9 protein-coding genes are annotated in these 14,354 nt (G+C 63.4%); 2 read left to right on the top strand and 7 right to left on the bottom strand.

Annotated elements, in window-relative coordinates; genetic code table 11:
* Nucleotides 1–12: 12 nt before the first annotated feature.
* A complete protein-coding gene (locus tag GTP27_RS09045) occupies nt 13–1,818 on the bottom strand; it encodes a CHASE2 domain-containing protein (RefSeq protein WP_161038865.1) in 1,806 nt (601 codons plus the stop codon).
* Between the two features lie 292 nt (nt 1,819–2,110).
* Between GTP27_RS09045 and GTP27_RS24030 the strand changes: the two genes are divergently transcribed.
* A complete protein-coding gene (locus GTP27_RS24030; protein ID WP_161038864.1) occupies nt 2,111–3,760 on the top strand; it encodes a methyl-accepting chemotaxis protein in 1,650 nt (549 codons plus the stop codon).
* Between the two features lie 17 nt (nt 3,761–3,777).
* Here the strand turns inward: GTP27_RS24030 and GTP27_RS09035 are convergent, their stop codons facing one another.
* The 4 genes from GTP27_RS09035 to GTP27_RS09020 all read right to left on the bottom strand — a co-directional run bounded on the left by GTP27_RS09035 (nt 3,778) and on the right by GTP27_RS09020 (nt 8,755).
* Nucleotides 3,778–4,668: a ribose-phosphate diphosphokinase gene (locus GTP27_RS09035; protein ID WP_161038863.1), complete on the bottom strand. Its 891-nt coding sequence runs from the start codon at nt 4,666–4,668 to the stop codon at nt 3,778–3,780.
* Nucleotides 4,665–6,176, bottom strand: coding sequence for a thymidine phosphorylase family protein (locus tag GTP27_RS09030; RefSeq protein WP_161038862.1), 1,512 nt, complete (start codon nt 6,174–6,176; stop codon nt 4,665–4,667). Before GTP27_RS09030 ends, GTP27_RS09035 begins: the two co-directional genes overlap by 4 nt.
* Nucleotides 6,173–7,534: an MBL fold metallo-hydrolase RNA specificity domain-containing protein gene (locus tag GTP27_RS09025; protein ID WP_161038861.1), complete on the bottom strand. Its 1,362-nt coding sequence runs from the start codon at nt 7,532–7,534 to the stop codon at nt 6,173–6,175. Before GTP27_RS09025 ends, GTP27_RS09030 begins: the two co-directional genes overlap by 4 nt.
* Before the next feature lie 93 nt (nt 7,535–7,627).
* The gene (locus GTP27_RS09020; RefSeq protein WP_161038860.1) at nt 7,628–8,755 is read right to left on the bottom strand and encodes an acyltransferase family protein; all 1,128 of its coding nucleotides are present in this window, start codon (nt 8,753–8,755) and stop codon (nt 7,628–7,630) included.
* Between the two features lie 290 nt (nt 8,756–9,045).
* On the opposite strand from GTP27_RS09020, the gene GTP27_RS09015 reads away from it, so the two are divergent.
* Nucleotides 9,046–10,656: a methyl-accepting chemotaxis protein gene (locus GTP27_RS09015; protein WP_229633575.1), complete on the top strand. Its 1,611-nt coding sequence runs from the start codon at nt 9,046–9,048 to the stop codon at nt 10,654–10,656.
* 37 nt (nt 10,657–10,693) lie between these two features.
* Here GTP27_RS09015 and GTP27_RS09010 read toward each other — a convergent pair whose 3' ends face one another.
* Both GTP27_RS09010 and GTP27_RS09005 read right to left on the bottom strand, forming a co-directional pair.
* Nucleotides 10,694–13,924, bottom strand: a complete 3,231-nt coding sequence (locus GTP27_RS09010) for a diguanylate cyclase (RefSeq protein ID WP_161038859.1) — start codon at nt 13,922–13,924, stop codon at nt 10,694–10,696.
* Between the two features lie 47 nt (nt 13,925–13,971).
* Nucleotides 13,972–14,226, bottom strand: coding sequence for a hypothetical protein (locus GTP27_RS09005; protein WP_161038858.1), 255 nt, complete (start codon nt 14,224–14,226; stop codon nt 13,972–13,974).
* Between the last annotated feature and the right edge of the window lie 128 nt (nt 14,227–14,354).

Raw genomic sequence — 14,354 nt, 5'->3', positions numbered from 1 at the left:
CACCTTTCCAGTTTAATGACTCGACATGACGATCAGCGCCGCCACCAGCACTAGCCAGTAGGCGCCATGGCGCAGACAGAAGGACAGCACGCCGGCCAGCTCGCGCCAGCCGCTCGCGGCACGGGATAAGCCCAGCAGGCGGGCCAGCTGCCAGCCTTGCGGACGACGGAAGCTGCGCCAGTGCAGAGCGCGCACCAGCCCTACCGCCAGCAGCAGAAGCAGGCCAGCGATCACGCCACTGAAGGCTGCCAGCAGCAGCCCCACATCGGGCGCCACATAGCGCTGCAAGGCGAGGCCGCCCAGCACGCCCGCCAGCAGCCAGGCCAGCAGATGGCTGCGCGGATAGCCGCTATGGGCGACAACATGGTGGGCCTGCGGTACCGGCCACAGGACCGGCAGTATGCGGTCAAGCAGTGTCGCAAGCGGAGTCAGAACCAGTAGCTGCGTGCCCATCGACCAGTGGTGCAAGCGTGGCACCAGCAACACCAGCGCTATGCAGGTGAGCGAAGCCGCCATGACCTGCGGCGCCATCAGCGCGCGCTGTGGCGGTTCCGCTTCACCCAGTTCCAGACTGGCCGCTATCGGCCCGCGCACAAAACCGTCGATCAGCATGCTCATGCCGATCAGCAGCGGTGCGATCAGCACGCCGCGCATAAAGAGCGCCACCGATAGCTGGAAAAACAGCCACAGCATGGCGGCGAAATAGGCGACGAAACCGAGCACCAGCAGGGTCGAATTTTCGCGCTGATAGCCCTCCCCGTGCAGACTCAGTTTCAGATAACGCGACCAGAAATAGCCTATACCCAGCGAGAACACGAACGCGGTCAGCAAGTCCGTCAGCAAACCTACGGCATGCGGCAGCTCGCGCACAGGGTGGGCCTGTGTCCATGCAATAGCGGCGTGGATAGTCACACCGGGCAAGGGCCCCATCGGCGTCAGGAAGCGATCATCCTTGCTGCCGCCGTAGTCGCCGCCGAAAAACACATCGCGTCCGCGCCAGTTGGCAATCTGCCGAACGGCGGGATCGTCGAGCGCCAGCGCCACCACCTGTTTGCTGAAACCGGCAAAGTTGATCGCTTCGGCACTGCTATCGTCCGCGTCCGTTTCGGCACCGCGGCGCAACCAGCGTTCGCGTCCTTCTGCCGTGCCCAGCTGCCGGCACAGCGCCACGCTGTGACGCTCGTGCATGGCGTCGGCCATGGCCTGACTTTCCGGCACGAAGTCGATCACGGCGCCCAGCGACACGTTCAGCGCGCCATCGCCAAACACCACACCGGCACGGCAGCGCTGCTCCAGCCATGCAGCTTTCTGTCCCAGCAGCGCATCCGAGCCCACACGGAACGGCATCAGCAGCACCAGCTGGTCCGCATGCCGGTCGAGCAGCTGATCGAGCTGCTGCTGACAGCCGGCCTGGCTTTCCTGCATGGCCGGTGAAAGGTCGAAGTCCACCAGTAGCTGGCGCGGCTGGTGTGCCAGTAACTGTGCAAGATCCTCGGCCAGCTTGCAGCGGTCCAGCGGCGCGCGTTCCAGATAGCGCTGCTGCCACTGGTTCTCGCTCAGGTACAGGACGATGGGACCATTGCCGTCCAGTGCCACCTGCGGTGCACTGAGCAAAGCCTGATTGGATACCACCAGCAGCGATAGCTTGGTCAGTATGGCCAGCGCGCCGACTTTGAGCGCCAGTACCGCCAGCGCGGCCGAAAACAGACTGGCACGCAGATCGGCATTGAAATGGTGGGCGCAGGTATCGGCCAGATGGCGGAACGAGTGCCAGAGGGCGGCGGGAAAGCGGGAAGTGGCTTGCTTGGAAATAGTCATTAGTGGTGGTAGCACCCGCAAAGGCCGATGGCTGGATGCGCCACGGCTCCAGCCGGGAGCAATGATTCGTGATTACTTTTAGTTGTTTTTTATTATCACGTGAAATGGCAGGAAAGACAATTTCAGGCCCGCTGATGTGGCAAAAACGCCGCTGCGGGCTGTGACATTGTGCGCATTTCATACCGATAGGAAATGCTATTCTTGATCCGGACTATGCGAACCAGTGGCCAGCCTATGTAATCCGCAACGGCGGGCCAGAGCTGCAACACTTCCACACGACGGAGGCACAGGGATGAGACTCTCGCTACAGGCGCGTATCAACGCAATGACTGCTGTGACAGTAGTACTGGCTGTAGCACTGGGCCTGCTTGGCCTGCGCGGCATGGGCAGCGCCAATCAGGGACTGGAAACCGTCTATGAAGACCGCACGGTAGCACTGGAACAGGTGTCGCGTATCGACAGTCTGCTGCTCACCAGCCGGCTGGCACTGGCGGCCAGCTTCGAGCATCCGCAAGCAGCACGCATCGGCAAGGAGATCGAGACGGTCAATGCCAACGCCAAGGCCATCGATGCCACCTGGGGTGAATACGTCGCCACCTACCTGACACCGGACGAAAAAATCCTGGCCGACCGATTTGCCGCGAACTACCGCAGCCTGCACAACGAGGTACTGCAGGAGATGGTGCAAGCCCTGCTAGCTGGCCAGATGGATCAGGCTATGCGCAAGCGCGATGAGCTGGAACGGCGCGTGCCCGCCCTCACTGCCGATCTGGCTGCACTGCGCAAACTGCAGGTGGATGTGGCCAAGATCGAATTCGACAAGGCCGTACAGAACTACCAGGAGATGCGCAACCTGATGCTGGCCACTATCATCGTCGGTGTGATCGCCATGGCCGCCGGCGGCTGGATCATGGGGCGCAATCTGTACCGCGCACTGGGCGGCGAACCCGAATATGCGGCCAGCATCGTGCGTGCCATTGCTGCTGGCGACCTGAGTATTCCGGTCACCACTGCCGAGCGTGACGAAAACAGCCTGCTGTTCTGCATGCGCCAGATGAAAGAACATCTGGCCCGTTCGGTCGGCGAAATCCGCCGTTCCACCGACACCATCGCCCTGGCATCCGGGGAAATCGCCAGCGGCAATCTGGATCTGTCGTCGCGTACCGAGCGTCAGGCCAGTTCGCTGGAGGAAACCGCTTCGTCGATGGAGGAACTCACTTCCACCGTCAACCACAACGGCACCCATGCGCGCCATGCCAACCAGCTGGCGCAGGCCGCCGCCGAAGTCGCCCAGCGTGGCGGCGGCGTGGTGGCGCAGGTGGTCGATACCATGGGCGCGATCGACGCCTCGTCACGCAAGATCGCCGACATTATCGGCGTAATCGACAGCATCGCCTTCCAGACCAATATTCTGGCGCTCAATGCCGCAGTAGAAGCCGCGCGTGCAGGCGAACAGGGACGAGGCTTTGCCGTGGTCGCCACCGAAGTGCGCGAACTGGCCCAGCGTTCGGCTGCAGCCGCACGCGAGATCAAGGATCTGATCAGCAATTCGGTGCAACAGGTCGGAGTCGGCAGCGCGCTGGTAAGCGAGGCTGGCAGCACCATGCGCGAAATCGTCGACAGCGTGCAGCGCGTCACCGACATCATGCGAGACATCACGGCCGCCGGTGCCGAACAGGAGATGGGGATAGGCCAGATCAATCAGGCCATCGGCGAAATGGATGGCGTCACGCAGCAGAACGCGGCACTAGTGGAACAGGCGGCAGCAGCAGCGCAGGCCCTGCGCGAACAGTCGGTGCTGCTGGCGCGTACCGTTAGCGTATTCAAGATCGACCAGCACGCCGGTCCGGCTGCCATGCCGGCGGCGAATCTGCCCTCCCCCGGCGTGCAGACGCCTGCACTTGCGCGCCCGCACGCTACGCGCCAGCGCCTGCTGGCCTGAACTGGCAAGCCGGCAGGTCAGCGTGCCAGCATGCGCAGCGCGGCGGCAGCCAGCGCAGGCATCAGATCGATGGCATTGCTGGCGTGCGGCACCGTGTTGCAGCTGACAATCCCGGCCACACCGGCCTGCTCCAGCACGCTGCAGGCATCGCCTGCAAATAGAGCATGCACGGCGATGCAGACCGGCGGCGTAGCGCCCGCCTGTTGCAGCTGGGCTGCTGCAGCAACCATGGTGCGTGCCGTCGAAACGATATCGTCCACCAGCACCGGGCTGCGCCCGGCCAATATCTGCGCAGGCGGCAGCGATACTGCCACCTCGTGATCGCCGCTACGCACCTTGCTCAGCACGGTGTAGGGACATCCTGCCAGCTGCGCCACATGGGCGGCCCACTGCTCGCTCTCGCTATCGGGACCCACCACCACCGGCTGCGCCACGTTCTGTCGTATCCACTGGGCGATGGCCGGTGCCGCCGGCACCACCTCGCTCGCCACGCTATACACTTCGTCCAGACTGAGGATGCGGTGCAGATGCGGATCGACCGTTACCAGCGCATCGCAGCAGGACGACAGCAGGCGGGCAAAATGGCGCGCCGTAATGCCCTGCCCCGGCTGGAATACCGCATCCTGCCGCATATACGGCAGATACGGCAGCACCAGCACTATCCGGCGCGCACCCAGTTCCCGCGCTACGCAGGCCGACAGATACAGCGCCAGCAGCTTGGCGTCGGGATGGTCCAGCGCAGCCACCAGCACCACATCGCGCCCGCGTGGCTCGGGCAGTATCTGCGGGCAGTTTTCTCCGTCAGGGAAACGGTGCAGCTTTAGCTCGCCCAGTTCGCAGGCCAGACCGGGAACCAGTGCCGCAGCCAGCGCTTCGGCGCCCGGCAAAGCCAGTAATAACGGGGTCATAGATGTTCCTCGATGGTGTAGAGATCTTCCTGCGCCTGTGCGTAGCTCAGTGCATAGGCCAGTTCGCCCGGCGATTCGGCATGCAGCGTGTACAGCGGCTGCCCGACTTCCACCACGCTGCCTAGCGCCACATGCAGCAGCAGCCCGGCGGCACTGGCTTTAGGTGCACCGGCCAGCTTGGCCAGCCGTGCCAGCCGGCGATTATCGACCGCCACCACTTTGCCTGCGTGCTGTGCCGTGATCACATGGGTGTGGGCCGCGCGCGCTGGTTCGCGCATGCCGCCCTGCGCCGCGCAGATGGCCTGCAGCTTGCGCCATGCCGCGCCACTGGCCAGCACTTCGCCGGCCAGCGCCACACCCTGCCCCGGCAAAGCTTTGCCGCCCAGCTCCAGCAAGCGTCCAGCCAGCGTCACCGCGCGCTGGCGCAGATCGTCCGGTGCGCCGGCTTCGTTACGCAGCACGGCCAGCACATCCCACGCCTCCAGTGCGGGGCCGATGCCGCGCCCTACCGGCTGCGAGCCATCGCTCTGCACCACATCGATGGCCAGCCCCAGCGCCGTGCCCACTTCGATCAGTCGCCCCGCCAGCGCTGCCGCGGCAGCGGGCGAACGCACTTTGGCCGTGCGCCCCACCGGTATGTCGATCACCACATGGGTGGAACCGGCGGCGATTTTTTTCGACAGCACGGATGCCACCAGCAGGCCGTCGCTATCGAGGCCGAGCGGACGTTCGACGCGGATCAGCATGTCGTCCGCCGGACTGAGGGAAACCGCCCCGCCCCAGACGATGCAGCCGCCTTCCTGATCAACCACGCGGCGCATGGCCGGCAGGTCCAGTCCCACTGGCGCCAACGTCTCCATGGTATCGGCCGAACCGGCCGGCGAAGTGATCGCGCGCGACGAAGTCTTGGGGATGGTCAGCCCGCAGGCGGCAACGATGGGCACGACGATCAGCGTGGTGCGGTTGCCGGGCAGGCCGCCCACGCAGTGCTTGTCCACCACGATGTCGCGCTCCCAGTACAGGCGCTGGCCCACGCCCACCATGGAACGCGTCAGGGCGATAGTTTCCGCTACATCCATGCGGTTGCCGGAGCAGGCGGTGATCAGCGCCGCCATTTCGATATCCGAATAGTGGCCGCCGGCGATATCGCGCACGATGGCTTCCACCGCCTCGCTATTGAAGGGGCGCCCATAGATCTTGCCGCGCACGGCGGAGAAGGATTGCAGCGGCGGCGCGTGCTTCACCCTGACGGGCGTACCGTCCTCGCCGCCCAGTGCATGCCAGGCTGCTTCGGATAGCCCCAGCTGGTGCTTGCCGATCAGCGATTCGTGCACCACATTCAGCGTGGCGATAATATGGCGGCTGCCGCAGCACACCTGTATGCGCGATTGCGCTTCGAAGCCTTCGGAACGGCAGATCGGCGAATCGCTGCGCAGATAGGCCACCAGTTCCTGATAGGTGTCGATGCCTAGCCGGCGCAGCACCAGCGCATCGGGATTCATGTTCATGCCAGCTCCACCTGTTCTTTATAGTCGGGCACGCGGCAAGGCCAGTGCAGGGTTTCTTCGATGCGCCGGCGCAGGCCGTCGGCCGCATCCGGCTCGCCGTGGGTGATGAACACCTGTTTCGGCGCCTGCTTGAAATGGCCCAGCCAGCTGAGGATTTCGTTGGCATCGGCATGGGCCGATAGATTGTCGATCTGGCGCACCTGCGCCCGCAGCGGCACATATTCGCCGTGGATCTTGATCGCGTCGATACCGTCCAGCATGGCGCGGCCGCGCGTGCCGCCCGCCTGGAAACCGGCGAACAGAATGGTATTGCGGCTATCGGGGGCAAAGGCCTTGAGATGATGCAGCACACGCCCGCCTGTCGCCATGCCGCTGGCAGCGATGATCACCATCGGCATCTGCTTCTGGTTGAGCGCGATCGACTCTTCCACGCTGTTGACGATTTTGGCGGCATGGCACATGGCCTGACATTCCTCGCGGCTCAGGCGATGCAGTTTGCGGTGCTTCTGGTAGAGCGCCGTGGTATCCATCGCCATCGGACTGTTCAGATACACCGGCAGCAGGGCCGGAATTTCGCCGCGCTGCTTGAGGCGGTAGATTTCGTACATCAGCGACTGGGCGCGGCCAACGGCAAACGAAGGAATCACGGTGACGCCGCCCCGTGCCGCCGTTTCGCGTATGGTCTGGCCCAGCAGCACGGCAGGATCGGCCGGGTCGTGGCAGCGATTGCCATAGGTCGATTCCAGTACCAGATAATCGGTCCGTTCGATCAGTGATGGTTCCACCATGATGGCATCGTGCAGACGGCCCAGATCGCCGGAGAAAGTCAGCGTGCGGGTGCCATCGTTCAGGGTGACGATGGCGGCGCCCAGTATATGGCCGCCCAGCGCCAGCTGTGCCGTCAGGCCGGGGGCCACCTGCTGCGGCAGGCCGAACGGAATGGGATGGAAGTAGTCGAGCGCACGCAGCGCATCTTCTTCCGTATATAGGGCCAGCGCCGGCGCGTGACGCGAATAACTGTGGCGATTAGCGTGACTGGCTTCTTCTTCGAGCAAACGGCCACTGTCGGGCAGCAGTATCTTGCACAGGTCGAAGGTAGCTTCGCTACAGTAGATCTTGCCGCGGAAGCCTTCACGCACCAGCAGCGGCAAATAGCCACTATGGTCGAGGTGGGCATGGGTCAGCACGACCGCATCGATGGAATCCGGTGCAACGGGGAATTCCTCCCAGTTGCGCAGACGAAGTTGTTTATAGCCCTGAAACAGACCGCAGTCGATCAGGATAGTCGCGCTGCCCGTGCTGAGCAGATATTTGGAACCGGTCACGGTTCCCGTGGCACCAAGGAATTTCAGTTTCATCGTCTGGCCTTGTGACGTTGTGGCCGGCGCAGTCGGTCGCTGCGTCTAGGTCTAACAGCAACATTGCCTCTAGTAAAGCCCGATTTCCTTGACCTAGATCAAATTTTCACGGTTGCGGCCTGACAGAGCAATAAATCGCACAGGCAGGCCACGCAGCAGCCCGACCAGCCGCTGCTCGACCAGCTCGTAATACACATAGGCCGCGATCAGACAGATGGCGGTGGAGCACCAGACAAAGTCCCAGCTATGCGAACTCCAGCCCTGCCGCTCCACATAGCGCACCAGCAATTGCTGGGTGCAGGTATGGGTCAGGTAGAGCGAATACGAAATCCCGCCCAGCCACAAGACCACGCGCGGTACCTGCAACGTTACCGTCTTGCTGATCAGCGCCAGCGTCAGCACCAGCGCACCCGCATACAGGCCCCAGCCCAGCGGGCCATGGAAAGTCCAGAACCGTACCAGACTGAGCCAGCTGCCTGCCGTCACCACCAGCAGCAGCAAATGCCAGCACAGCCGCTCGGAAGCGATCTTCCACGGCGCGCAGTACAGCCATGCCGCCCACACGCCGAACAGGAATTCCAGCACCAGCGGATTGCCGGCCACATTCAGCATCGCGGGCCGCAACCCGGCATCATGCTGGGGATTCATATTCCAGCCCTGCCACACCGCGGGATTGAGCAGCACGCCGCCTACGATCAGCAGGTGCAGCACCACCCAGCGCCAGCGCTGGGCGCACATGGACAGCGCAAATACCAGATAGAAATACACTTCGAACACCAGCGTCCATGCCACAGGCAGAAACATTTCGAAGTACGGCGGGATATGGCTATTAGCCGGCATCAGCAGCAGTGTACGGAACAGGCCGTTGCTGGCACCCACGCGCAGCGCCGCCAGTCCGCCGTTCATGGTAAATGCCCACAGCAGCACCATCACGGCCAGCGGCGGCCATACGCGCAGCAGACGCCGGCGCAGAAATCCGCCCACCTCACGGCGGCCCTGCCCCATGGTGGTGTAAGCCATGATGAAGCCGCTGATCACGAAGAACAGATCGACGCCCCCGGCGCCCACCGTCAGCCAGTGTTCGGCCACCGGCCATTCCGGCGTATCCAGCAAGAAATAGCGGGCGTGGGTCAATACCACGCCCAGACAGGCAATGGCCCGCAGGGCCTGCACCCAATCGAGGCGGTGCTGACCCTGCCGGACGGGTGCAAATGGCTGCATAAAAATTAAATATGATTTTTTAGTAATTTATTATAACTCATGCACGCACCGCAATCGATTGCATAAAAACGACAAATTCAACTCTTTGCTTGCATTCAGTTACTAGCTTGCGTCGCATGGAAAAACCGCCGTGATTACAGCCGACCAGAGAGAGCTTTGTACAAATACAGGAAATTTTACAATTCCGCCCCTATAAATCGCGGAAAGATTTAATCAAATTTATTGATTTAGGCATTTTTACCGAGTAAAATTTACACACAGCAATAGTTCACTTAATCCGGAGCACTTCCATGACATTTGCAAAAAAACTCTATCTACTGCTCGCCACGGCCACCTTAGGCATGATCGCCCTTGGCACCATCAGTTTCATCCAGATCAGTACCGTCTTCGAGGCGGCCAACTATGCCAACATCAACTCCCTGCCCAGTGTTGAGCAGATAGACAATGTCAACCAGGCGCTGTTCCGTATGCGAATTTCAGCGTGGAAACATCTGGCCGCCAGCGACGCTGACGAAAAGGCTCAGGATGGCAAGGATATTGCCGCCGCCGAACGCGCTCTGGCTGAAGCCATTGCCCGCTACGAAAAGGAAGATATTTCCGACGCCAAAGACCAGCAGTTGCTGGATCAGGTGAAACAGTCCATCCGCCAGTACTACCCCGCGCGCGACCAGGTGCTGCAACTGTCTAATCAGGGTAATGTGGCGGAAGCGCGCAATCAGCAGCTTGCCATGCAAGCCCTGATCAGCCGCGCCGAGAATGCCATCACGGCTCACCGTGCCTATAACGTCGAACTGGCAGCGGCGGGCTCGCAGCGCGCCGAGGCCGCCCACAAAAGCGCCATCTGGATGTCGCTGCTACTCACGCTGACGCTCACTGCCGCCATTTGCACTGGCGGCGCCATGCTGGTCAAACGTCTGATCACGGCTTTACGTGAAGCTGTCGTGCTGGCCGACACGGTCGCAGCCGGCGACCTGACCTATCAGGATAGCACGACCGCCAATGATGAAATTGGCCAGCTCCAGCGCGCTCTGCACACCATGAGCGACAAGCTCAACGACATCATCGGGGAAGTTCAGAATGGTGCCACGGCTATCCAGACCGCTTCCGGCGAAATCGCCAGCGGCAATATGGACCTGTCAGGCCGCACCGAGCAGCAGGCCGGTACGCTGGAAGAAACCGCCGCTTCGCTGGAAGAGCTTACCGGTACGGTCCAGAACAATAGCGAACACACGACCCATGCACGGCAGCTGGCGGCTGAGGCAGCCCAGACCGCCCGTGATGGCGGTGCCGTGGTTGCGCAGGTGGTCACCACCATGGCTGCCATCAATGCCTCCTCCACCCGTATCGTCGATATTATTTCCGTCATCGACGGTCTGGCCTTCCAGACCAATATACTGGCACTCAATGCAGCCGTGGAAGCTGCCCGCGCCGGCGAGCAAGGCCGCGGCTTCGCTGTCGTGGCTAGCGAAGTACGGACTCTGGCCCAGCGCTCGGCGGCGGCGGCCAAAGAAATCAAAACCCTGATCGATGATTCGGTCGCCCAGGTCAATCAGGGCGGCGCGCTGGTCGATCAGGCTGGCAGTGCCATGGAACATATCGTCAGCGGTATCGATCAGGTGGCGCAGGTCATCGCCGAAATCGCTGATGCCGGCATGCAGCAGAGTGCCGGCCTGCATCAGGTTAATCAGGCAATGAGTGAAATGGATACCATGACGCAGCAGAACGCCGCGCTGGTCGAGCAGTCTGCCGCCGCTGCCGCCGCCATGAACGAACAGGCCAATGCCCTCAGCGAGCTGATCAGCCACTTCACCCTGCGCCCGCAGCTGGTGCTGATGGCGCCAGCCCGACAGCGGGCACTGGGCGGCCCGCGCCGCCCTGCGCTGGGCTACTCGACGCAATAAGCCCGAGCGCAGTGCCCCGCTACAGGCGCCCCGGCCGCTAGGCCAGAGGCGCCATCCCTACCCCCGACGAACAGTGCAACTCCACCCCGGGCAGCGCCTGCCACTGGCGCAGCTCCTGCCGCACCAGCTCCTGCAGGCCCACCGCATCGTCGCTATGGACGGCACTGACTCCGCACCAGCCGTCGCGGCCTTGGTGCTTGACATGGTACAGCGCGGCATCCGCCATCTCTACCAGCACGGGCCAGCCTACGGCCTGCGGCTGTGCAACACAAAGCGGGAAGCAGGCATAGCCGATAGAACAGGTTTTCGCCAGCGCCGTACCATCGGGCAGCACGAAAGGCTGGCTGGCCACTGCGAAGCGGGCCCGTTCGGCCAGTCCCGGTGCCCGGCTGCGGTGGGTGGCACGGGCTACAATCAGGAATTCTTCTCCGCCCCAGCGGATCAGGTAATCGCTGTCGCGGAATATCGATAACAGGCGTGCGCGCATCTGCTGCAGCACAGCGTCGCCGGCAGCATGGCCGTACTGGTCGTTGACGGGTTTGAAGTGGTCGATGTCGATCAGGAAAAAGATCAGATCGCTATCGTCACCCACTTGCAGGCCGCGCCGCTCCTGCTCGGCATAACGGCGCAGCGACTGCGCAATATCGCTATCGATATGTTCGGTCAGGAAGCGACGGTTATGCAAACCCGTCAGCGGATCAGTAACGCTGGCCTGCTCCAGCGCCACCGTCTTGGCTTCCAGCGCTGCCGACACCTGCTGCAGCTGTGCGGTACGCTCGCTGACGCTCACTTCCAGCATCTGCTTGCGCCGCCGCAGGTGGCCGGTACGCCATTGCAGCAACGCCATCAGCACGGTCAGCGCCAGCAGCGCCCCTGCGCTACGGGCCCACCAGGTTTCCCACCAGCGCGGCAGTACTTGCAGCGCCAGCGTGACTGTGCGCGGGCTCCATTGCCCTACCCGGTTGCTGCCTTGTATCTGCAGAGTATAGCGGCCCGGCGCCAACTGGTCATAGCTGGCCACCCGCAGCGTGGCATCTGTTTCGCGCCAGGCCTCGTCGTGGCCCTGCAACTGATAGCGGTAGCGCAAGCCTTCGGGATAACTGTAATCGAGCGCGGCAAATTCCACCCGCAAACTACGCTGTTGCGGGCCTACCTGTAGCCCGCCCTCAAGCGGCGCTGCCACGTCCGCCTCACCTGCACGGAGCCGCGTCAGCACCACCGGCGGCTGATAGGCCCAGGGCACATAGCGCGCAGGATCGATCAGTAACAGACCGGCACTACCGCCAAACAGCATGCGGCCATCGCTCAGGGCACTGTAGGACCGGAACCAGCCGGTGCCGAAATCCACGCCGTCGGCCGGACTGAATTCGTAAAACTTGCCGCTGGCCGGCGCATAGATGCCGCGATGCGACCAGATGCGGCCCTGCCGGTCGCTCAGCAGATTGGCGCCTATGCTGCGCTGGCTACCGGCACGCACCGGTATCACCAGCGTATAGCGGGCACGCTGGCCGTCGATCTGGTCGATACGGTATAAACCGTTATCGGTCTCGCACCAGAGCATGCCGTCAGCGGACAGCAAGCCTTTCACCGACCATGCGGCGGCCTGCGCATCGGGATAGGATTGCAGCTTGTGCAGGCCCGCTTGGCCGGCTGCGCGCCAGTACAGCCCATCCACACTCCCCACCCATATGCGCCCCGCTGCGTCCAGATCGAGCACATCCACATAGCCGCGCAGCGGCCCGCCCTGCGCCAGCGTTTGCGGCGTCAGGGTATTGGCGCCAGCCGCCAGCCGCAGCACGCCGTCCTGCGTTGCAATCAGCAGCGCGCCGTCCGGCTCGAACAGCAGACGGCGCACTTTGCCGCCCCCCGTGTCATAGCTGCGCAGCAGGCGGCGCTGCGCATCGAACTGGTACAGCGCGTAATCGGCGCCCAGCCAGATCTGGCCGGAACGGCTTTGCACCATGGCCGTGACGGGGCTGGCGCCAGCCTGCGCCGGGCGCGGCAGCGCCAGATGGCCGTTCAGCCGCAGAGCGCTATCGAGTATCGCCACGCCGCCCTCGGAACGGCCCAGCCAGACTTCGCCATTTTCCAGCTGCAGCACACTGCGCACGCTGATGTCGGCCTGCGGGTCGCTGCCGTCGGGCACCAGCACGCTAATTCCGGGCAGCGGCGGCACGTAGCGCTGCACGCCGCCGCCATATTCGCCGACAAACAGCACACCGGAGGCGTCGCGCACCAGACCGCGCACATCGGCGCCGGGCAGCGAGTTGGGCTGGTCGCGCCGGTGTGTCAGGCGCTGGCGCAGCTGGCCAGTCAGGGCATCGCGCACATCGATGCCATTGCCGCGCCCTACCCACAGAGTCTGCGCATCGGCGGCAAGCATGGCATTCACCGGCCCGGCGCGGTCGTCCTGCTCGCGCGCGACGCTGCGCAGCCGGGGCAGTTGCGGGTCCACCGTCAGCAGGCGGCCGTTCTGGGTGCCGACCCAGATCAGGCCTGCGCTATCCTGATACAGCATGGTGACGGCGTCGCGCGCCAGATCCTGCAGCTGTTCCGGTTCTGCGGCCAGCGCTTCGAAACGCGGGCTATTGCGCGCCTTGCGCACCAGCCCCTGACGCCCGCCAGCCCACACATCGCCCTGCCGGTCCACCAGCAGCGCAAACATCCAGTCGCTGGGCAAACCTGCTGCGGCACCGCGAAAATGGCGGAACTGGCGGCTACCGGCAGGCAGATAATCGACACCGCCGCCCGAAGTGGCGATCCACAACCCGCCCTGCGGCTCGCGTGCCAGTGCCCGAACTACGCCCTGCGTGAGCGAGGCTGCGTCACCCGGATCGTGCTGGTAAAACACCGAGCGGCCACTATCGGTGTCCACGCCGGCCAGGCCGACAGTAACCAGTCCGGCCCACAGTCGGCCCGCTCCGGCCGGTACGATGGCCGTAACAAAACCCATTTTTTCTACGCTGGCCGCATCGGTTTTAAGGCTGAAGCGCTGGAAGCGGTAGCCGTCGAAACGGGCCAGCCCAGTAGGGCCACCGGCCCAGATATAGCCACGTTCGTCCTGCGCCAGGGCGGTCACCACACCGTCCGGTATAGCATCGCCCAGCTGGGTAGGAATAAAGCGCAGCCCCGGCTGGGCTGGCGTACTGTCGGCCCATGCAGGCATAAGCAGTACCAGTAGCAGCACCAGCACCGGCGGCAGGTATAGCCTGGGCAGCCGCGCAGACTGCCCAGCAGGCACCGGCTGGCCGGAGCACCACCAGTCCATAAGAGGCAGCACCTAGCCGCGCTCAGGGTGGCAGATAGACACAGCCATCATTTGGCGGGCTCTGCTTGCACAGGCGCACTCTGCTGCTTGCGCGCCGCTTGCTCTTCCTTCTGCTGTTTGTCCTTCTGTTTCGCCATATGCCGGCCCGCCACGCAACCGACCACGGCGCCAGCCACAGCATGCTTGCCAGCCACATGCCCCACCACGCCCCCCACCACGGCGCCTTTCAGGCAACCCTTGGCCTGAACTACGGGTGTCACGCCGGTCAGCAGCACCAGACCGGCGGCAAGAATTTTTCGCATCGCCATCACTCCTCTTCCGTGCAGATTGCATAGCCTACATATTACACGGCACAACGCAGCGCGGGCGCGAATTGCTAGGCAACGCAGCGACAGCGTGCTGCCCTTGCGACAGGCGGGTGAAGCGCGCA

The sequence above is a fragment of the Duganella qianjiadongensis genome (genome assembly GCF_009857915.1).
GTDB lineage: Bacteria > Pseudomonadota > Gammaproteobacteria > Burkholderiales > Burkholderiaceae_D > Rugamonas > Rugamonas qianjiadongensis.
Note: the sequence above shows the minus strand (reverse complement) of the source record. Positions and strands in the feature narration are given on the sequence as shown.

Coding starts and splice junctions, on each gene's coding strand:
- GTP27_RS09045 (WP_161038865.1), bottom strand. CDS start 1,818: ATGACTATTTCCAAGCAAGCCACTTCCCGCTTTCCCGCCGCCCTCTGG.
- GTP27_RS24030 (WP_161038864.1), top strand. CDS start 2,111: ATGAGACTCTCGCTACAGGCGCGTATCAACGCAATGACTGCTGTGACA.
- GTP27_RS09035 (WP_161038863.1), bottom strand. CDS start 4,668: ATGACCCCGTTATTACTGGCTTTGCCGGGCGCCGAAGCGCTGGCTGCG.
- GTP27_RS09030 (WP_161038862.1), bottom strand. CDS start 6,176: ATGAACATGAATCCCGATGCGCTGGTGCTGCGCCGGCTAGGCATCGAC.
- GTP27_RS09025 (WP_161038861.1), bottom strand. CDS start 7,534: ATGAAACTGAAATTCCTTGGTGCCACGGGAACCGTGACCGGTTCCAAA.
- GTP27_RS09020 (WP_161038860.1), bottom strand. CDS start 8,755: ATGCAGCCATTTGCACCCGTCCGGCAGGGTCAGCACCGCCTCGATTGG.
- GTP27_RS09015 (WP_229633575.1), top strand. CDS start 9,046: ATGACATTTGCAAAAAAACTCTATCTACTGCTCGCCACGGCCACCTTA.
- GTP27_RS09010 (WP_161038859.1), bottom strand. CDS start 13,924: ATGGACTGGTGGTGCTCCGGCCAGCCGGTGCCTGCTGGGCAGTCTGCG.
- GTP27_RS09005 (WP_161038858.1), bottom strand. CDS start 14,226: ATGCGAAAAATTCTTGCCGCCGGTCTGGTGCTGCTGACCGGCGTGACA.